Annotated in this window: 17 protein-coding genes, 1 pseudogene and 1 riboswitch; of the genes and pseudogenes, 12 read left to right on the top strand and 6 right to left on the bottom strand. The window is 68.4% G+C overall.

What is annotated here, in order from left to right; all coding sequences use genetic code 11:
• Positions 1 to 22: 22 nt before the first annotated feature.
• Positions 23 to 505 carry a DUF456 domain-containing protein gene (locus ACNJ7K_RS26740; protein ID WP_145692381.1) on the bottom strand — a complete coding sequence of 161 codons (483 nt, stop codon included), beginning with the start codon at positions 503 to 505 and terminating at the stop codon, positions 23 to 25.
• Between the two features lie 107 nt (positions 506 to 612).
• Here ACNJ7K_RS26740 and ACNJ7K_RS26735 point away from each other — a divergent pair, with 107 nt between their 5' ends.
• Both ACNJ7K_RS26735 and ACNJ7K_RS26730 read left to right on the top strand, forming a co-directional pair.
• On the top strand, positions 613 to 3,396 hold the full coding sequence (locus ACNJ7K_RS26735; protein WP_487042563.1) for a vitamin B12-dependent ribonucleotide reductase: 2,784 nt from the start codon (positions 613 to 615) through the stop codon (positions 3,394 to 3,396).
• 23 nt (positions 3,397 to 3,419) lie between these two features.
• Positions 3,420 to 3,848 (top strand): hypothetical protein, encoded by a 429-nt coding sequence (locus ACNJ7K_RS26730; RefSeq protein WP_230791404.1) that lies wholly within the window; start codon positions 3,420 to 3,422, stop codon positions 3,846 to 3,848.
• 7 nt (positions 3,849 to 3,855) lie between these two features.
• Here the strand turns inward: ACNJ7K_RS26730 and ACNJ7K_RS26725 are convergent, their stop codons facing one another.
• Positions 3,856 to 4,236, bottom strand: a complete 381-nt coding sequence (locus ACNJ7K_RS26725) for a VOC family protein (protein WP_060650850.1) — start codon at positions 4,234 to 4,236, stop codon at positions 3,856 to 3,858.
• A gap of 92 nt (positions 4,237 to 4,328) precedes the next feature.
• Between ACNJ7K_RS26725 and ACNJ7K_RS26720 the strand changes: the two genes are divergently transcribed.
• The 3 genes from ACNJ7K_RS26720 (at position 4,329) to ACNJ7K_RS26710 (ending at position 6,959) form a co-directional block, all read left to right on the top strand.
• Positions 4,329 to 4,706, top strand: a complete 378-nt coding sequence (locus ACNJ7K_RS26720; RefSeq protein WP_059384530.1) for a nuclear transport factor 2 family protein — start codon at positions 4,329 to 4,331, stop codon at positions 4,704 to 4,706.
• 91 nt (positions 4,707 to 4,797) lie between these two features.
• On the top strand, positions 4,798 to 5,895 hold the full coding sequence (locus ACNJ7K_RS26715) for a CaiB/BaiF CoA transferase family protein (RefSeq protein WP_088899374.1): 1,098 nt from the start codon (positions 4,798 to 4,800) through the stop codon (positions 5,893 to 5,895).
• Positions 5,896 to 6,011: 116 nt separating this feature from the next.
• Positions 6,012 to 6,959, top strand: a complete 948-nt coding sequence (locus ACNJ7K_RS26710; protein ID WP_487042562.1) for an alpha/beta fold hydrolase — start codon at positions 6,012 to 6,014, stop codon at positions 6,957 to 6,959.
• Positions 6,960 to 6,968: 9 nt separating this feature from the next.
• On the opposite strand, the gene yczR is transcribed toward ACNJ7K_RS26710, so the two are convergent.
• The 3 genes from yczR to ACNJ7K_RS26695 form a co-directional block, all read right to left on the bottom strand.
• Positions 6,969 to 8,450: a MocR-like transcription factor YczR gene (gene yczR, locus ACNJ7K_RS26705; RefSeq protein WP_487042561.1), complete on the bottom strand. Its 1,482-nt coding sequence runs from the start codon at positions 8,448 to 8,450 to the stop codon at positions 6,969 to 6,971.
• 33 nt (positions 8,451 to 8,483) lie between these two features.
• On the bottom strand, positions 8,484 to 10,022 hold the full coding sequence (locus ACNJ7K_RS26700; protein WP_487042560.1) for an alkaline phosphatase D family protein: 1,539 nt from the start codon (positions 10,020 to 10,022) through the stop codon (positions 8,484 to 8,486).
• A gap of 128 nt (positions 10,023 to 10,150) precedes the next feature.
• Positions 10,151 to 11,440 carry an adenylosuccinate synthase gene (locus ACNJ7K_RS26695; RefSeq protein ID WP_006552940.1) on the bottom strand — a complete coding sequence of 430 codons (1,290 nt, stop codon included), beginning with the start codon at positions 11,438 to 11,440 and terminating at the stop codon, positions 10,151 to 10,153.
• Positions 11,441 to 11,693: 253 nt separating this feature from the next.
• Here ACNJ7K_RS26695 and ACNJ7K_RS26690 point away from each other — a divergent pair, with 253 nt between their 5' ends.
• Positions 11,694 to 12,347, top strand: coding sequence for a hypothetical protein (locus ACNJ7K_RS26690; RefSeq protein ID WP_487042584.1), 654 nt, complete (start codon positions 11,694 to 11,696; stop codon positions 12,345 to 12,347).
• A gap of 9 nt (positions 12,348 to 12,356) precedes the next feature.
• Here ACNJ7K_RS26690 and ACNJ7K_RS26685 read toward each other — a convergent pair whose 3' ends face one another.
• Positions 12,357 to 12,935 (bottom strand): TerD family protein, encoded by a 579-nt coding sequence (locus tag ACNJ7K_RS26685; RefSeq protein ID WP_006552942.1) that lies wholly within the window; start codon positions 12,933 to 12,935, stop codon positions 12,357 to 12,359.
• A 189-nt stretch (positions 12,936 to 13,124) separates the two neighbouring features.
• On the opposite strand from ACNJ7K_RS26685, the pseudogene ACNJ7K_RS26680 reads away from it, so the two are divergent.
• From ACNJ7K_RS26680 to ACNJ7K_RS26655, 6 genes and pseudogenes are all read left to right on the top strand, one after another.
• Positions 13,125 to 14,194 (top strand): annotated as a pseudogene (locus tag ACNJ7K_RS26680) (glycosyltransferase family protein).
• Positions 14,191 to 15,270: a glycosyltransferase gene (locus ACNJ7K_RS26675; protein WP_487042559.1), complete on the top strand. Its 1,080-nt coding sequence runs from the start codon at positions 14,191 to 14,193 to the stop codon at positions 15,268 to 15,270. Before ACNJ7K_RS26680 ends, ACNJ7K_RS26675 begins: the two are co-directional and overlap by 4 nt.
• Positions 15,267 to 16,259 (top strand): glycosyltransferase, encoded by a 993-nt coding sequence (locus ACNJ7K_RS26670; protein WP_487042558.1) that lies wholly within the window; start codon positions 15,267 to 15,269, stop codon positions 16,257 to 16,259. Before ACNJ7K_RS26675 ends, ACNJ7K_RS26670 begins: the two co-directional genes overlap by 4 nt.
• A complete protein-coding gene (locus ACNJ7K_RS26665; RefSeq protein WP_487042557.1) occupies positions 16,256 to 17,074 on the top strand; it encodes a glycosyltransferase family 2 protein in 819 nt (272 codons plus the stop codon). The genes ACNJ7K_RS26670 and ACNJ7K_RS26665 overlap by 4 nt, the downstream gene beginning before the upstream one ends.
• An 18-nt stretch (positions 17,075 to 17,092) precedes the next feature.
• Positions 17,093 to 17,213, top strand: a riboswitch (cobalamin riboswitch).
• A gap of 40 nt (positions 17,214 to 17,253) precedes the next feature.
• Positions 17,254 to 18,450, top strand: coding sequence for an ABC transporter substrate-binding protein (locus ACNJ7K_RS26660; protein WP_145692374.1), 1,197 nt, complete (start codon positions 17,254 to 17,256; stop codon positions 18,448 to 18,450).
• A complete protein-coding gene (locus ACNJ7K_RS26655; protein WP_145692373.1) occupies positions 18,447 to 19,550 on the top strand; it encodes a FecCD family ABC transporter permease in 1,104 nt (367 codons plus the stop codon). Before ACNJ7K_RS26660 ends, ACNJ7K_RS26655 begins: the two co-directional genes overlap by 4 nt.
• Positions 19,551 to 19,567: the final 17 nt, after the last annotated feature.

The raw sequence follows: 19,567 nt of genomic DNA, 5'->3' as shown, positions 1-19,567 counted from the left end.
CTGCTCGGCTTTCCGGGTGCGCTCAGGTGAACAGGACGGCGCCCAGCCATACCGACGCCGCGACGAGCCCACCGAACAGTTCGACGAGGATCGACAACGCGACCGCTTTGGTCGCCGCGACCGTCGAGACCCACGCGTCGCGGTGGGTGCGGTGCCGCTGCACCTCCGACAGGTACATGCCGAGCAGGAAGCCCAGGAACAGCCCGACGACGGGGACGACGAAGAATCCGACGATGCCGAGCAGGCCGGCGAGGATCAACGAGCGGTTCGGCACCCCGGCCTGCTGCAGTCGCTTGCCGGGCCAGGTGTACTTCACGATGCCGGTGACCAGCAGCGCCACCGTCGCCACGCCCAGCACGATCCATGCGGTGGTGCCTCCCGTGAGGAACGCCCACACGGCGATCGCGCCGAAGATCAGCAGGACGCCGGGCAGGATCGGCAGCACGATCCCGAGCAGGCCCACGAGGATCGCCAGCCCGACGAGCAGTTCGCCGCCGGCACTCACGGCGCCACCGGGCGGGTCGAGCGGGCGGAAGACAGCGGAGTACCGGGACGCAGTGGCAGCATGGTGGGACTATATGTGCCACCGGTCCACGCCCCCGGGAGGACGCGATGAGCAGTACCAGGCCTCACAGCAGCCCGAAGAGTGCATCGGACGCCGCATCGCCCGCGGTGCGCGGCGACGTCCGGTACTTCACGACGCCCGGTGTCGATCCCGCCGAGACGGTGGAGTGGCAGCGACGCGACGCGCGGATCGTCCATCACGGCACCGGCCGTGTCGTCTTCGAGCAGACGGACGTGGAGTTCCCCGCCTTCTGGTCGCAGAACGCCACCGACATCGTCACGCAGAAGTACTTCCGCGGGCAGCTCGGGCATCCCGATCGTGAGCACTCGCTGCGCGACGTGATCGCGCGCATCGTCGACACGATCACGGCGTGGGGGCACACCGACGGTCATCTCGACGATCCGGAGGCGTTCGCCGCCGAGCTGACCTATCTGCTGATCCACCAGCGGGCCTCGTTCAACAGTCCCGTCTGGTTCAACATCGGGGTGCCGAACACTCCGCAGCAGGCCAGCGCGTGTTTCATCCTGTCGGTCGACGACAGCATCGACTCGATCCTCGAGTGGTACCGGCAGGAAGCGGTGATCTTCAAGGGCGGGTCGGGTGCCGGGGTGAACCTCTCCCGGATCCGCTCGTCGGCCGAACCGCTGACCGGTGGCGGAAGCGCATCGGGTCCGGTGAGCTTCATGCGCGGCGCCGACGCGTCGGCCGGCACCATCAAGTCCGGCGGCAAGACCCGGCGGGCCGCGAAGATGGTGATCCTCGACGTGGACCATCCCGACATCGAGGAGTTCGTCGACTGCAAGGCGATCGAGGAACGCAAGGCGCGGGTGCTCGCCGAGGCCGGTTTCGACATGGGTCTCGACGGCACCGACATCCATTCGGTGCAGTACCAGAACGCGAACAACTCGGTGCGCGTGACCGACGAGTTCATGCACGCGGTGGTGACCGACGCCGAGTGGCCGCTGCGTACCGTGACGACCGGCGAGACGGTCCGGACGGTCCGCGCGCGAGAGTTGTTGCAGCGCATCGCCGCCGCCACCTGGGAGTGCGCCGACCCGGGCATCCAGTACGACACGACGATCAATGCCTGGCACACCGCCTCGGCGACCGGCCGGATCAACGCGTCGAATCCCTGCTCGGAGTACATGCATCTCGACGATTCGGCCTGCAACCTCGCGAGTCTGAATCTGCTCACCTTCCTGCGCGAGGACGGCACCTTCGATGTCGACGGTTTCCGTCACGCCGTGGCGGTGATGCTCACCGCGCAGGAGATCCTCGTCGGCCGCGCCGACTACCCCACCGAGCGGATCGGTGAGACGTCGCGGCGGTTCCGGCAGCTCGGGATCGGTTACGCCAATCTCGGTGCGCTGCTCATGGCTTCGGGTCTGCCCTACGACAGCGAGGCCGGACGCGCGACGGCTGCGGCGATCACCGCCCTGATGACCGGTCACGCCTACGCCGTGTCGGCGGACATGGCACGGCGTCTCGGACCGTTCGACGGGTTCGACGAGAACCGCGCGCCGATGCTCGACGTGCTGGGCAAGCATCGCGGTGCGCTCGACGACATCGACGCCGACCTCGCGCCGGCCGACGTGCTCGATGCGGCACGACAGGCGTGGGACCGCGCGGTGGCCGACGGCACCGCCCACGGTGTGCGCAACAGCCAGGTCAGTGTGCTCGCGCCGACCGGCACGATCGGGCTCGCGATGGATTGCGACACCACCGGGATCGAACCGGATCTGGCGTTGGTGAAGACCAAGAAGCTCGTCGGCGGCGGCAGCCTCACGATCGTCAATCGCAGTGTGCCGCGCGCACTGTCGCGTCTGGGTTACGGCCCGTCGGAGGTCGCCGACATCGTGGCGCACCTCGATCTGCACCACGATCTCGCCGGTGCGCCACACGTGCGCGACGAGCACGCACCGGTGTTCGCGACCTCCATGGGCGACAACGTCATCTCGCCGCGCGGCCACGTCGCGATGATGGCCGCGGTACAGCCCTTCCTGTCGGGTGCGATCTCCAAGACGGTGAACCTGCCCGAGTCCGCGACCGTCGACGACATCGCCGACATGTACGTCGACGCGTGGCGCCTGGGCGTGAAGGCGCTCGCGATCTACCGTGACAACTGCAAACTGGGACAACCGTTGTCGACGTCGTCGCCTCCTGCTGTCGCAGAAGCGGCAGCTCCGTCCGCGGCGCCTCGTCGTGAGCGACTCCCGCGCACCCGTAATTCGCGGACGTTCGAGTTCCGGGTGGCCGACTGCAAGGGCTTCTTCACGATCGGCGAGTACGACGACGGGCGTCCCGGCGAGATGTTCCTGCGCGTGTCGAAGCAGGGCTCGACATTGGCCGGCATCATGGATGCCTTCTCGATGTCGGTCAGTTACGGTCTGCAGTACGGGGTTCCGTTGCGCACCTTCGTCCGGGCCTTCACGAGTACACGCTTCGAACCGGCCGGGATCACCGACGATCCGGATCTGCGGATCGCCACGTCGATCCTCGACTACATCTTCCGGCGACTCGCGGTCGACTATCTCGAGCCCGACGAGCGAGCGGAGCTGGGCATCCTCACCGTCGCCGAACGTTCGGTGCCCGACACCCCGACGCTCACGCCGTACACGAGCACGCCGCCGGTGCGTGAGCCCGATCCGCCGGTGCCCGCGCCCGCGCCTCACAACACGAGCGGTGCGAGCACGCCCTCCCCGGGTGGTCTCGCCGCTCCGTCGCCGTCGAATCCGGACGCGCCGTACTGCATGCAGTGCGGAGTGAAGATGCAGCGGGCCGGGTCGTGCCACGCGTGTCCGTCCTGTGGGAACACCAGCGGCTGCAGCTGAGGTGATGCGTCCATACTGGCGCGATGGTCCTGGGAGTCGACACCGAACTGACATTGACGGCCGCGGGTGCGGTCTTCCTCCTCGCGCTCGGTCTCGGCGTGTGGAAGTACCGGCAGATGGCGACGTCCGACGACCACCTCGCGCACCCGTACGTCGACATCGCCCACCGGTCGGCGCTGATGTACTCCTTCGCGACGCTGCTGGTCGCGGTGTTCGTCGAGCTCAGCGCGTGGCCCACCGCGGTGAACCTCGCCGCGGCCGCGGTGATCGTGGTGTTCTTCGTCGGCGCGATCGCGAGCTATGTCGTGCACGGCGCGCTGCGCGACACCACGAATCAGTTCGCGCATCCTGTGCGTGGGACGGGCCTGGCGATGGCCGCACTGATCGTCGGTGAGATGGGTGGCTTCGCGGTGTTGTTCGCAGGCTTCCTGTGGGGTGCCTTCGGGAGGTGAGGCCGCGTCAGGTGCGGTGTTCGAGCAACGACAGAACGTTGCCGTGCGGGTCGCGGAACCACGCGACCCGCATGCCGTCGGGCGCGGTCCACGCATCGTGGTCGTCCTGATCCATACCGTTGTAGCGCACGAACTCCACCCCGTGCTCGCGCAGTCGTTCGACGATGCCGTCCAGATCGGATACCCGCCAGCCCAGCACGGTGTAGCCGGTCTCCTCGCGTGACTGCACGAGGGTCACCCGGATCGGCGCACCGTCGCCTCCGTCGAGGACGAGTGCGAAGGGGTCGCGGGAGAGCTTCCGGAAGCGCAGGGTGTCGACGTAGAACATCTCCGAGACGTCGAGGTCGGTGCTCGGGATGAAGCTCACGAGTTGGCCGGTGATCGTCATACGTCCACTGTGCGCCGGAGCGCCCGAGCGCGACAGCGGATTCGACGGATTCACGCCCCCACCTCCGCGTTCCGGCGACTAGGCTCTCGATCATGAGCACCTCGGAGATCGCCACGGTCCTGGCCTGGCACGACGCCGTGAACAGCAACGACATCGATACCCTCGTGCAGTTGTCGAGCGACGACATCGTGCTGCCCACCCCCGACGACGATCCCGACCAAGGACTCGACGAGCTGCGCGAGTGGGCGACGACGGCGGGCGTCACGCTGCAGCCGGGCCGCATGTTCGTCCACCGGGGCGTCGTGGTGGTCGAGGAGACGGCGACCTGGGCGTCCGATCCGGGTCCTCGTGAGGAGGCGATCGCCTTCCGGGTGGTCGACGACCAGGTGGTCACCGTCGTCCGGCACACCGATCTCGCGGAGGCCTTCGAGGCGACCGGACTGAGCGAGGCGGACCTGTACGAGGAGTGATCCGCTCCGCGTGACCGGAACCATATTCTGAACGCTCGCTAAGGTACTCTCCGTTTCGACAGTCCCTACGTATCGGAGTGAGGTTCGTCGAGTGTCCGCTGAAGCTGTTGAGAAGAAGGGTCCGCTCGCGGGTGTCCGCGTCGTCGAGTTCAAGGGTCTCGGTCCCGGCCCGCACGCCGCGACGCTGCTCGCCGATCTCGGCGCCGATGTCGTCATCGTGCAGCGCCCCGGCGAGATCCCGCAGGAGGGACAGCGCGATCCGATTCAGCGCAACCGTCGCATCGTCGAGGCCAACCTCAAGGATCCCGCCGACATCGAGAAGGTCCTGACCCTGCTCGAGCGCGCCGACGTCCTCATCGAGGGCTTCCGTCCCGGCGTCACCGAACGGCTCGGCCTCGGGCCGGATGTGGTCCTCGAGCGCAACCCGCGCATCGTCTACGGCCGCATGACCGGCTGGGGCCAGGAGGGCCCGCTCGCCAACGCGGCCGGCCACGACATCAACTACATCTCGCTGACCGGCGTCCTGCACGCCATCGGCCGCCAGGGTGAGCGCCCGGTGCCGCCGCTGAACATGGTCGGCGACTTCGGTGGCGGTTCGATGTTCCTCGTGTTCGGCATCCTGTCCGCCCTCGTCGAGCGTCAGACCTCCGGCAAGGGCCAGGTCGTGGACGCGGCGATGGTCGACGGCGCCCTCGCTCTCTCGCACATGATGTGGGCGTTCCGCGGTCGCGGCGCGTGGTCGGACGAGCGCGGCGTCAACATGCTCGATACCGGCGCCCCGTTCTACGAGGTCTACGAGACCAAGGACGGCAAGTACATGGCCGTCGGGTCCATCGAGCCGCAGTTCTACGCGCTGCTGCTGCAGGGCCTCGAGCTCGATCCGGCCGACCTGCCGCACCAGCTCGACACCTCCCGCTGGGCGGAGATGAAGAAGATCTTCACCGACAAGTTCCTGTCGAAGACCCGCGACGAGTGGACCGAGATCTTCCTCGGTACCGATGCCTGCGTCTCCCCGGTCCTCACCTGGGCCGAGGCGGAGAAGAACGAGCATCTCGTCGCACGCGGGTCGCTGATCGAGATCGACGGCGTCGTGCAGCACGCACCGGCGCCGCGCTTCTCCCGCACCCCTGCCGGCGAGCCGGTCGGTCCGGCGGCCGAGGCCACCGACATCGACACCCTCTGGGTCTGATCCCCCCGGTTCGGGGCCCGGGATCGTAACGGTGTTCCACCGATACGGTTCCGGGCCCGTCCCATCTGCGGGAAAGCCACCGATCGCGCCGGGATCGGTGTGCTATCAACACCGTCATGAGTGACGGGGTGGGAGCCGCGATCCATCGATCGGCGGCCACGGCACGAGCACGAGCGCGTACCGCGGTCCCGGGGCGTGTCCCGGAGGTGCTCGACGTCCGCAGCAAGGACGGCACCCGCATCCACACCGAGGCCTGCGGGCCCGCCGACGCTCCGACGATCGTCCTGACGCACGGCATTCTGTGCGAACTCGGATTCTGGCGCAACCAGATTCGTGACCTGAGCGGCGACTACCGGGTGGTCGCCTTCGATCACCGCGGTCACGGACGCAGCCAGGCCGCCCCTGCCCGGGCGTACACGATGGACCATCTCGCCGACGATCTCCACGCCGTGCTGGGCGCGGCCGCACCCGACGGCCGGCCCGTCGTGGTCGCCGGGCACTCCATGGGCGGCATCGCCGTGATGGCCTGGGCCGAGCGGTATCCGCGCGACGTCGACGCACGGGTGTCGGCCGCGGGCCTGGTCAACACCACACCGGGCGAAATCTTCGACAACGTGCAGTTCCTGCGCGGACCGCAGAGCCTGACGAAGGTGCGGCGCCGCGTCGCGCAGACCGTCGTCCCGCTGGCACGGATGCCGCTCCCCCAGCGGATGCCGCTGCGCAGGCACCTGCTCTCCCGCGTCGCCGTCGGGACGGGTGCGGCCGCGACGATCACCGCGGACGTCGACCGCATGCTCGGCCACACCTCGGCACGCGGTCGCGGCGGCTACGGCCGGCTGCTGGTGAACATGATCGACACCGTCGACCCCTCCGCGATCACCGCGCCCACCCTGGTGATCGCGGGCAGCCACGACCGCATCTCACCGCCGGGCCGATCGGAGTGGATCGCCGAGCGCCTGCCGAACCTGCTCGAACTGCGCACCTTCGACAGCGGGCACTGCGGCCCCCTCGAACGTCCCCGCGAGGTGTCGGCGGCGCTGCGCGAGCTCATCGAGATGTCCTGACGGACAGAATCAGACGACGAGCCGCGCCTCGTCGGGTGTGCGCCCGGAGGCCACCTGGTCGTAGGCGGCGGCCATGGCCTCGACGGCATCGTCGAGGACCTCGACGTCCTGCGTGTACGGCAGGCGCACGAAGTGCTCGAACGCGCCCTGCACACCGAAGCGCGGACCGGCGGAGAGCAGCACACCGTGGGACGGCGCGGCCGCAGCCAGCGAGGTCGACACCGGTTCGGGCATCCTCGCCCACAGCGACATCCCGCCCTGACCCGGCGTGTACTCCCAGTCGGGCAACCGCCGATCCAAGGCGTCGCACAGCGCACGACGCCGTTCCCTCAACGCGGCGCGGCGACGTTCGAGCAGTTCGTCGACGTCGGAGAGCAGATGTGCGGCCGCGAGCTGTTCCATGACGGGCGTGCCCAGGTCGACTGCGGTCCGCGCTCCGGCCAGCCGGACGATCGTGTCGCGGTCGGCGCGGATCCATCCCACCCGCAGGCCACCCCACAGCGATTTCGCCGTCGAGCCGACCGTCACCACCGACGCGCCGGCAGGCATGGCTGCGACGGGAGGCGGCGGCGGGGCGTCGAGCCAGAGATCGACCATCGACTCGTCGACGACGAGCGTGGTCCGCGTGTCGCGCATGATGCGGGCCAGTTCGGCGCGGCCGTCCTCGTCGAGGCACAGGCCGGTGGGATTGTGGAAGTCGGGGACGAGGAAGGCGGTGCGCGCCGCGGTCTGCCGGACGGCGCTGGCCACACCGTCGAGATCCCAGCCGCCGTGCGGGCCGTTCTCCGGGCGCACCGGAACCGGCACCGGGCGGGCGCCGTAGCGGCGGATCGCTTCGAGCGCATTGGGATAGGTGGGGTGGTCGACGACCACCCGGTCGCCGGGGTCGTCGAGCACACCGAGCAGCAGGCGCATCGCGTGCTGCGCCCCGGAGGTGACCATGATCTGGTCGGGCGAGGTGGGCAGTCCATGCTCGCGGTAGCGACGGGCAATGACCTCGCGCAGCACCGACACCCCGATCGGTTCCATGCCGTGCGAGTCGAGATAGGTCGACATCGACCGCAGCGCCGCCGCATACGCCGCCTCGATCTCCGCTGCCGGCGCGGGCAGCGAGGCATTGCTCAGATCGATCGCCGGACCGATCGGCATCCGGAACCCGGTGTTCTCGGAGCCCCGGCGAGCAGGCACGGCGACCGTGCTGCGGGCGCCCTGGCGGCTGCGCAGATAGCCCTCTTCCCGCAGCGCCGCGTAGGCGGAGGCGACAGTGGTGCGGCTCACCGACAGCGCGGCGGCGAGTTCCCGCTCGCTGGGCAGGGCGACCCCGAGTGGAACGCGACCGTCGTGCACGAGCAGGCGGATGCTGTCCGCGAGCGCCCGGTAGGCAGGGCGGGGATCGGGGCGAGCGGAGCGACGGGAATGCGACTGCCCGGAATCCTGCCAGTTGCCGAGGTCGCGGACGAGCGAACCGGCTCCGATCGCTCGAGTGATCACCGATCCAGTATGCCCCGCGCCGCGCGGGCGGGATCAGGACGGTGGATCGAGCACCTGACGGAACAGGACCGTCCCGCGCGAGTCGAGCAACTCGACCCGCATCTGCCTCGTCGCGCCGTCGATGAACAACTCCCCGAAGTGCTGATATCCGTCCATCGGCGAGGTGTTCGCCGCCGGGGGCGCGTGCACGAAGACGGCCTCGGGCCCGAACGTCCCGTCCAGTTCGTTGGGTCCGAAAGCACCGGCGTTGAGTGGTCCCGAGACGAACTCCCAGAACTCGTCGAAGTCGGTGAACGAAGCGCGGTCCGGCGAATAGTGATGTGCGGCCGTGTAGTGCACATCGGCGGTCAACCACACGGTGCCGGTGATCCTGCGCGCCTTGACCGCCGACAGGACCTGCGCGATCTCCGATTCCCTACCCGACGGAGCGCCGTTGTCCCCGTTCGCGATCCCTTCGAAGGCCGTGTCACCGTCGGGTACGACCAGACCGATCGGGAGGTCGGCGGCGATGATCTTCCAGGTGGCAGTCGAACGGGTGAGTTCGTCGACGAGCCACTGCGTCTGCGCGCTGCCGAGCACCTGCCCCGCCGCGCCGACGTTGGTACCGTTGGCGTCCTTGTAGGTCCGCATGTCGAGTACGAAGACGTCGAGCAGCGGTCCGTACCGCACGACCCGGTGGATGCGTCCGTCGACGGCCTCCGCCGGATCGAGCGGGAGCCACTCGTGGAAGGCACGGAAAGCCCGTTCCGCCAGGACGTCCACCCTCTTCTCGGTGTACTGCTCGAGATCCAGGATCTCACCCGCGTACCAGTTGTTGACGGTCTCGTGGTCGTCCCACTGCACGATCTGCGCCACGGAGGAGTTGAACCGCCGGTAGTTCTCGTCCATGAGGTTGTAGGCGTACTGGCCGCGGTACTCGTCGAGGGTCTGCGCCACGGCGCTCTTGGCCTCGGTGACGACGTTGCGCCAGATCCGACCGTCCGGCAGCTCGACGGTCTCCTTCAGCGGATTGTCGGCGTACACGACGTCGCCGGAATGCACGAACAGGTGCGGGTCGCGACGGGCCATCGTGTCGAAGATCGTCATCCCACCGATGTCGGGGTTGATGCCGAAGCCCTGGCCGGCGGTGTCGCCGGACCACTGCAGCCTGATGTCGCCGGGAGCGGTCGGGGCGGTGCGGAACAGACCCGTCACCGGCTCGGACGTGGCGCCGTCCTCGCCTTCGAGGACGACACGGTAGTGCACCTGCTCACCGGCCGGCAGTCCCGTCAGCCGCAGCCGGCCGGTTCCGTCGGTCTCGGGTGTGAGCAGTCCACCCACGTGCCGGACGGGATCGGTGAAGGATTCGGTGGCCGCCGTCTCCACGACGAGCCGCGCCGGCCGATCCGAGCGCGCCCACACGAGCGCCCCGTCGGCCCGCACGTCGCCGGTGGCCACACCGTGGGTGAGGATCGGCCGCTCACGAACCAAGCTCGGCGTTGCAACGGAACGTCCCGACGAGCACGCCGCCACCGGAGCCGCGAGGGCTCCGAGCGCGACGGTGCGTAGCAGGGTTCGACGGGACACGTACATGGTTCTCCCCGGGGTCCGACGGACTGTGCGGGACGAGCGTGCACAGTCCGTGCGAACCGTCGGTGAACATGCAGTGAGGGATCGGTGCCCGTCCGACGACGAATCGGAGCGGGCCGGAGGCTACCCCGTCAGCGGATGACGTCGCGCCGGACGATCGTCTCGTCGCGGCCCGGTCCGACACCGATGCAGGAGATGTAGGCGCCGGAGAGCTCCTCGAGACGCAGCACGTAGTTCTGCGCGTTCTTCGGCAGCTCCTCGAAGGTGCGGGCGTGGGTGATGTCCTCCCACCAGCCCGGCATCTCCTCGTAGATCGGCTTGGCGTGGTGCACGTCGGTCTGCGTCATCGGCATCTCGTCGATCCGCACACCGTCGACCTCGTAGCCGACGCAGATCGGCACGGTGTCGAGGCCCGACAGCACGTCGAGCTTGGTGAGGAAGTAGTCGGTGATGCCGTTGACGCGGGTGGCGTAGCGGGCGATGACGGCGTCGAACCAGCCCGTGCGGCGGGCGCGGCCGGTGGTGACACCGACCTCTCCACCCTGCTTGGCGAGGTAGGCGCCGTGGTCGTCGAACAGCTCGGTCGGGAACGGGCCGGAGCCGACGCGGGTGGTGTAGGCCTTGAGGATGCCCAGCACCGTCGAGATCTTCGCGGGGCCGATACCCGAACCGACAGCGGCGCCGCCGGCGGTGGGGTTGGACGACGTCACGTACGGATAGGTGCCGTGGTCGACGTCGAGCAGCGTGCCCTGCGAACCCTCGAGGAGGATCGTGTCGCCGCGCTCGAGCGCCTTGTTCAGTTCGAGGCGCGTATCGGTGATGCGGTGCTTGAAACCCTCGGCCTGGGTGAGGACCTCGTCGACCACCTGCTGCGGGTCGAGCGCCTTGCGGTTGTAGATCTTGACGAGCACCTGGTTCTTGAATTCCAGTGCGGCCTCGACCTTCTGGGTGAGGATCTTCTCGTCGAGCACGTCGGCGACCCGCACGCCCACGCGGGCGATCTTGTCCTGGTAGCAGGGGCCGATACCGCGTCCGGTGGTGCCGATCTTCTTCTTGCCGAGGAAGCGTTCGGTGACCTTGTCGATGGCCACGTGGTACGGCATGATCAGGTGCGCATCGGCCGAGAGCAGCAGACGGGACGTGTCGACGTCGCGCTTCTCGAGGCCTTCGAGCTCGGTGAGCAGCACACCCGGATCCACCACGACACCGTTGCCGATGACGTTGTTGACGCCGGGCGTCAGGATGCCCGACGGGATCAGGTGCAGGGCGAACTTGTCGCCGTTGGGCAGCACGACCGTGTGACCGGCGTTGTTGCCACCCTGGTAGCGCACGACCCACTGCAGACGTCCGCCGAGTAGATCGGTAGCTTTGCCCTTGCCCTCGTCGCCCCACTGGGCTCCGATCAGGACGATTGCCGGCATGTCGCGCTCTCCTCAGGCAGGTGTCTACGTGCGGGCGGTCTCGCCTGCAGGGTCCTGCCCAACCGGGCAGCAGCCGGGACCACAGTGTAGTCCACCCTCCGACGAGCGCGAATGACGGGACTGCCCAAGCGCCCGGAGCTGCGGCGCGCGGTGGCGGGTCGCCGCCGCCCTCCTCCACCGGCTTCCCATTACAGTGGACGCAGCCGAGAGCCCGACGAACCCGACCCCTCGAGGAGACCCGTTGACCCCGGTAGTGCTCAGATGCGGTGACGTGCCATTGCCGTTGGCGCTGACCCCCGTGACCGCACTGTCTGCGCCTGCCCTCCCCGAGAAGGACGACTTCGAGGACGTCTTCGCGCATCTCGAGTCGGTGGAGGACCCTCGTCTGGTCCTCGTAGGCAACGACGCGGCCTTCGCCGCGACCGTCACCCGGCTGATGCGCACCGAACGTCTCGACCTGGAGGTCGCGTACGTCCCGGAGACACGAACGCCGGCCACGGAGGCGTACGGGCTGCGGACGGGGTCGAAGGCCGCCACCGTCGCCCTCCAGGGGGTCGCGAAGCCGTTGCCGCTCATCCGCGACGACGCCGGTATCGCCCTCATCGGCCGTGCGCTGCTGTGCGGTGAGAACGGCGATGCGCTCGTCGGGGAGGCCTACGTCGACGACACCCGCCTGTTCTCCGGCACGGTGCCCGGCATCCGTGTCGAACCCACGCCGGCGATGCCCGGTCTGCGGGCCGCGATCGACCGGCCGCGCTGGTTCGGCGGCTACAAGTGGCTGACGGGCCGGGCCATGCAGTTGGGTTCCCCCGCCGCGGTCGTCACTCGCGACGGGGTCGCGAACCCCCGGGCTCTCAAGCGGTCGACCTTCTACCGGCACGACAAGAAGTGGAAGCTCGTCCGCTGAGATCCATTTTCAGCCGACGTTGACCCCGTAGTCCCGCGCGATGCCCGCCAGGCCCGAGGCGTAGCCCTGGCCGATGGCGCGGAACTTCCACTCGCCACCGTGGCGGTACAGCTCACCGAAGACCATCGCGGTCTCGGTGGACGCATCCTCGGTGAGGTCGTACCGGGCGAGTTCCCGGCCGTCGGCGCGGTCGACGACGCGGATGAACGCGTTGCGCACCTGACCGAACGACTGGCCCCGCGCGTCGGCGTCGTGGATCGACACCGGGAAGACGATCGACTTGACCTCCGCGGGAACGGCGACGAGGTCGACGTTCACGCTCTCGTCGTCGCCCTCGCCCTCACCGGTGAGGTTGTCGCCGGTGTGCTCGACGGAGCCGTCCGGCGAACGCAGGTTGTTGTAGAAGACGAAATGCTGGTCGGACAGGACCTTGCCGTTCTCGCTCGTCAGCAGTGCGCTGGCGTCGAGATCGAAATCCGCGCCGGTCGTCGCGCGCACGTCCCAGCCGAGACCCACCGTCACCGCCGTCAGGTTCGGAGCCTCCTTCGACAGCGAAACGTTGCCGCCCTTGGCCAAGCTCACACCCATACCGAATCCTTTCGCTCGATGATCGTTGCCTACCGCCACCCTAGTGAAGACCGGACGAGTCGGGCAGGGACGTGTGAAGACCGTCCCGTAGGGGTAGCCGCAGGGCACCGGACGATGGCCGGGGACGGCGTTCCCGGCCTTTCGGTGTGTACGGCGAATGTCGCACGAGGGAGAAGAGGGTCGGCTGTGGTGATTCGAGTCGCGTCGGTACCTGCGTCGCACGTCTACGTCCGGCACCTCGCCTGCCCGGAGGGCGACGACGTGATCCGGTTGACGGATCCGGTTCCCGCCGACGGCCGCAAGGTTCCCGGTGGCTGGTGGCCGCCGTTGATGCTCGAGCCGGGCTGGGTGAGCGACCACCACGAGGAATTCGACGTCTTCCACATCCATTTCGGATTCGACGCGATCGGCGCGGAGCAGCTGCAGGACGTCGTCGCCGAACTCGCCGCGCACGACAAGCCTCTCGTGTACACGGTGCACGACCTGCGGAACCCGCACCATCCCACCCCGGTGAGCACCACAAGCAACTCGACGTGCTGATTCCGGCCGCGGACGAACTGATCACCCTCACGCCGGGCGCAGCCGAGCGGATCCGAGTGCGCTGGGGCCGGGAGGCGACGGTCCTGCCGCATCCGCACGTCGTCGAACAGCACTGGCTCGAGCGGCCGCGGCGCGACGAGAGTCCGTTCGTCGTGGGAGTCCACGCGAAGAGCCTGCGCGCGAACATGGATCTGTTCCCGGTGCTCGACACCCTGGCCGAGACCGTACGGTCCCTTCCGGATGCGGTGTTGCAGATCGACGTGCACGACGAGATCTTCGATCCCGACAATGCGTACTGGTACAACCCGGAAGCCGGTTCCCGCATCCTGCAGTACGGCGAGAAATCCCAGGTGGACGTGCGCGTGCATCCGTACTTCTCCGACGACGAACTGTGGCAGTACCTCTCGGATCTGTCGGTGTCGGTGCTGCCCTATCGTTTCGGAACCCATTCGGGTTGGCTGGAGGCGTGTTTCGACCTCGGCACCGCCGTGATCGCGCCGAGTTGCGGCTTCTACGGTGAGCAACGCCGGTGCGGTGTGTACACCTACGACGAGGACACCTTCGACGCCGACTCGCTCGACCGGTGTGTGCGAGAACTGTACGAGAGCAGGGATCTTCCGCGAGCCGACTGGTCCCAACGTATGGACGAGCGTCGCGCGCTGGCCCGCGCCCATCGTGACATCTACCTGCGTGCGATGAGCGGCCGGAGCGGATCATGACGCCGTTGCGCATCGCGCTCATCGCGTCGAACCGGTATCCGATCCGCCAGCCCTTCGCCGGCGGACTCGAAGCACACGTGTGGCATCTCGCCCACGCGCTCGGCAAGGACGGCCACGAGGTGACGCTCTTCGCCGCACCGGGATCCGATCCGGACCTTCCGGCCTCGTTCTTCGAGGTGCCGTCCTTCGAGGCCAGCGAACTCGCACGCAGCGATGTGTCGATGCCCCCGGCGAACGGCTTCCTCGGCGACCACCACGCCTACCTGTCGCTGATGCTCGATCTCGCCGGACCGTCCGCCGATGCCTTCGACGTCGTGCACAACCACAGCCTGCACTACCTGCCGATCGCGATGGCCCGCATGTTGCGCACTCCGTTGCTCTGCACGCTGCACACGCCGCCGACGCCGTGGCTCGAGTCGGCGATGGCGACTCCGGGTGGGTGCCCGGGCACGTTCGTCGCGGTCAGCCGGCACACCGCGACGGCCTGGGAACACGCCACGCCCGGTCCGGTGGCGGTCGTGCCCAACGGTGTCGATCTCGGAGCGTGGCCGGTCGGTTCGGGCGGCGAGGACCTGATCTGGTTCGGCCGCCTCGTACCGGAGAAGGGCGCGCATCTCGCGATCGAGGCCGCGCGCCGAGCCGGTTACCGGCTGCGGATCGCGGGCCCGATCAGCAACCGCAGGTACTTCGCGGAACACGTCGAACCGTTCCTCGGTCCCGACGTGATCTATCTCGGTCATTTCTCCCAGCCGGATCTCGCTGCCGCGGTGGGACGTTCGGCAGCAGCACTCATCACCCCGCAATGGGACGAACCGTACGGGCTCGTCGTCGCCGAGTCCCTCGCGTGCGGGACACCCGTGGTGGCCTTCGCGCGCGGCGGCATCCCGGAGGTCGTCGACGAGAGCAGCGGATGCCTGGTCGCGCCGGACGACATCGACGGCCTGGCCGCGGCGATACCCTGCGCGGTCGGCCTGTCCCGTTCCTCCGCCCGGGCCCGCGCGGAGGAACGCTGTTCGGAACGCACGATGGTCGACGCGTACGTCTCGCTGTATCGGGAACTCGCGGGAGCGGCATGATCGGCTACTACATCCATCACCACGGGCACGGACACCGCACCCGTGCGAGCAGCATCTGCGCGCATCTGCGGACGCCGGTGACAGCATTGTCGTCGGTGCCGCTGGGCACCGCCGCCGACGCCTTCGACGACGTGGTGCTTCTCCCCCGCGACGACCTCGCCGTCGACACCGCGCAGGACCCGACGGCCCACGATGTCCTCCATTGGGTACCCGCCCACGACGACGGTCTCCGCGAGCGCATGCACGCACTGGGATCGTGGATCGCCGCGACGCGCCCGAGCCTGATGGTGGTGGACGTGTCGGTGGAGGTGACGCTCCTCGCCCGGTTGTACGGCATCCCCGTGGTGGTGCTCGCGATGCCGGGCGAGCGCACCGACACCGCGCACACGTTGGCCTACAGCGTCGCCGACCATCTCGTCGCACCGTGGTCGCAGGAGGTCTACGACCCGCACTGGCTGCGCCGGTATCCAACCTCGTACGTCGGCGGCATCAGCCGTTTCGACGGTCGCCCGTCCCCCACCCCTGTGGCCGGTGAGAAGCCGAAGGTCCTCGTCATGAGCGGCAGCGGCGGGTCGTCGATCACCGTCGACGACCTGCACCGGTTCTCGTCGCGCTTTCCCCAATACGAATGGGAGGGTCTCGGTGTCGCGGGCGGCCCGTGGATCGACGATCCGTGGCCCGTCCTCACCGGCGCCGACGTCGTGATCGGGCACGCGGGCCAGAACACCGTCGCCGACATCGCGGCCGCCGCGCGACCGGCAGTCGTCATCGCCGAGCCCCGACCGTTCGACGAACAGCACTCCACCGCAACGGCTCTGGACAAGGCCGGACTCGCGGTGGGTCTCGACGGGTGGCCCGACCCGGACCGCTGGCCCGAACTGATCGAGCGAGCACGCGGCCTCGACCCCGTCGAATGGAAACGCTGGCAGGTGGACGGTGCCGCGGGGCGCGCGGCGTCGATTGTGGACGAACTTGCGGAGAGGTCATGACGGTCTCGGTCGTCACCGTCGCCGCGGGTCGCGGCACGCATCTGCGACGGCAACTGGACGGCGTCGCACGCAGCACCCGGACACCCGACGAGCACATCGTCGTCGCGATGGGCGATCCGGAGGTCGCGGAGGTGGTCGCCGCTGCGGGATCGTCTGCGCGGGTGGTGGAGATGGACGTCGACTCCGCGAAACTGCCGGTCGGGGAGGCGCGGAATCTGGGTGCGCGGAGAGCGTCGTCGGATCTGCTCGTCTTCCTCGACGTCGACTGCATCCCCGCTCCCGACCTGATCGAACGGTATGCCGAGGCGGCCGGCCGGCACCCGGCTGCGCTGCTCAACGGTCCGGTCACCTATCTGTCCGAACCGGACACCGGCGGCTACGATCTCGACCGGTTGGGCGACTCGATCGATCCGCATCCGGCACGTCCCTTCCCCTCCTCGGGTGAGATCGTGCTGGACGACAGGCACGAATTGTTCTGGTCGCTGTCGTTCGCGGCCCGGTCGCTCGTGTGGGACCGCATCGGCGGGTTCTGCACCGCCTACAGCGGATACGGCGGCGAGGACACCGATTTCGGGCAGAAGGCCGCGCGCGCCGGAGTGCCGATGGCCTGGGTCGGCGGCGCCCACGCCTTCCACCAGTACCACCCGGTATCGAACCCGCCGGTCGAGCATCTCGACGACATCCTCACCAACGCCGCGCTGTTCCACCAACGTTGGGGCTGGTGGCCGATGCGGGGGTGGCTCGACGAGTTCGAGCGTCTCGGTCTCGCCGCTTTCGACACCCGGGAGCGGCGATGGGTACGCACTCGACCGTGAACTGGTATCACGGCGTGTGCTAATTTCGGCACCGTCATTACGACGACGCCAGAGGAAGCCGGTGCGATTCCGGCGCGGTCCCGCCACTGTGACCGGAGAGCGATCTCCGGGAGCCAGATACTCCCGTCGCCGTACCTCCTTGCCCGGGGCGGACTTCCCCGAGAGAGGGCGTAATCGCCATGCGTGTACGCGCAGCCTTCCCGAAGCTCCTGGTCGCGCTGACCTCGGCGAGTCTTCTGCTCGCCGGGTGTTCGACGACCGCATCCGATACCGAGAACGACGCCTCGGACGGGTGTATCACCGACTTCGACCCCTCGGTCGACTATTTCCCCGACAAGTCCGAGATCGTCGACGCCGAGAACTTCTCGATCACCTACGAGAAGAGCTACCAGGTTCTCACCGTGAACGAACCGTTCTCCGCGGCACCACCGGAGTCGTACGTGCTGGTCAAGTGCGGTGCACCTGCTCCGGAGCTGTCGGGCGAGCTGGCCGCGGCCCAGCAGATTCAGGTGCCGATCACGAGCTTGTATTCCGGTTCGACCACCCACCTGCCACTGGTGACCGAACTCGATGCGCTCGACGTTCTCAGCGGCGTCTCGAACGGCTCCTATGTCTCCGACCCCGCCGTGATCGAACGCATCGAATCGGGCGCCGTCGCCGAGTATGCCGCGGGCGGCAACATCGACACCGAAGCCGTGGTGCTCGCTGCACCCGACGTTCTCATGACCGGCGGCACCGACGATCCCGCCTACGCCCAGCTGCGGGAGGCCGGAATCGGCGTGGTCGCCAATGCCGAGTGGCTCGAGGCATCTCCGCTGGGACGCGCAGAGTGGATCAAGGTGATGGCCGCGCTGACCGGCAAGGAGAAAGAGGCGGCACAGGTCTACGGCGATATCCGGAACCGTTATCTCGATGTGGCGGCGAAAGCCTCCGACGTGGAACCGGCTCCCGTTCTGCTGGGTGGGATGGCACAGGGCACGTGGTACATGTCCTCCGGCGGCAGCTTCATGGGCCGGTTGTTCAGCGACGCCGGTGCGCAGTGGCCGTGGCAGGACGTGACCACCGCCGGCTCGCTTCCCCTCGACTTCGAGGCTGTGGTCGCCGAAGCATCCGATGCGCCGACCTGGCTCGTGGTGAACAACTGGACGTCGATCGGTGACGCACTCGCCGACGACGAACGGTACCGCTCGCTGGCCGCTGTCGGCACCGGCCGGGTATGGAACGCGAACAAGGCTCTCGGCCCCAACGGGGGCAACGACTTCTACGAGCGGGGCGTCTTGCGACCCGATCTGATCCTCTCGGACCTCGTGGCAATTCTGCATCCCGACCTGTTGCCCGACCACGAGTTCACGTTCTACCAGCAGCTACCGGCATGACCGCCGTACTCGGGGCGTCCCCTGCCGCGACCGAGTCCGCGCCCGATTCGCCGCCGGGGACCGGACGGGTCTCGCTCGTGTTCACGGCGCTGATCGTGGGACTGGCGGCGGCAACGATTCTGTCGGTGACACTGGGTTCGGTGACGGTGCCGCTCGGCGAGACCCTCCGGGTCCTGTTCGGCCAGGAAGCATCGGATCCGCGCTGGAGCATGGTGGTTCGTGACCTGCGGCTACCGCGAACGATCACCGCGATCGCGGTCGGGGCGGCGCTGGGGATCGCGGGTCTGCAGATGCAGACGCTGTTCCGGAACGCTCTGGCGGACCCGTTCATCCTCGGTGCCAGTTCCGGCGCGAGTCTCGGCGTGGCGATCGTCGTGGTGATCGGCGGCGGCGGAGCGAGTGGCTTCACCGCAGGCCTGGCGGGTCTCGGGCGTGCGGGTGTGGTGCTCGCCGCAGCGCTGGGGGCGGCTGCGGTTCTCCTGCTGATCGTATTGCTGTCGCGGTGGGTGCGGTCGGCCGTGACCCTGTTGCTCATCGGAGTGATGCTCGGATCGGCGACCACAGCCGTCGTCTCGGTACTGCTGGTGTATTCGGACCCGCAGCGCAGCCAGCAGTTCCTGGTGTGGGGACTCGGGAGCTTCACGGCCACGACGTGGTCGGATCTGAAGTTGCTCGTCCCTGTCGTGCTCGGCGGGATCGCCGTCGCACTGCTCACCGTGCGCGCGCTCAATGCGCTGCTGCTCGGTGAGGGCTACGCCCGGTCCATGGGCATCGATATTCGCGTCGTCCGCCTCACCACCGTGGTGTCGGCCGCTCTCCTGGCCGGGGCCACCACCGCGTTCTGCGGCCCGATCGGATTTCTCGGATTGATCGTCCCGCATCTGGCCCGCATGGCCTTCGGCACCTCGGACCATCGCATACTGCTTCCCGGTGTCGCGTTGCTCGGAGCCGTACTCGCCCTCGTCTGCGGGATCGTGAGCCAGATGCCCGGTACCGACACGGTGTTCCCCCTCAACGCCGTCACCGCCATCGTCGGCGCTCCCGTCGTGATCGCCGTTCTCATCCGCAGCCGACGCGGAGCACTGGGAGCAGCACTGTGACCCCGAATAGCACGGGG

The sequence above is a fragment of the Rhodococcus shunpengi genome, from assembly GCF_048381395.1.
GTDB lineage: Bacteria > Actinomycetota > Actinomycetes > Mycobacteriales > Mycobacteriaceae > Rhodococcus.
This window is presented reverse-complemented; position numbering and strand designations above follow the sequence as displayed.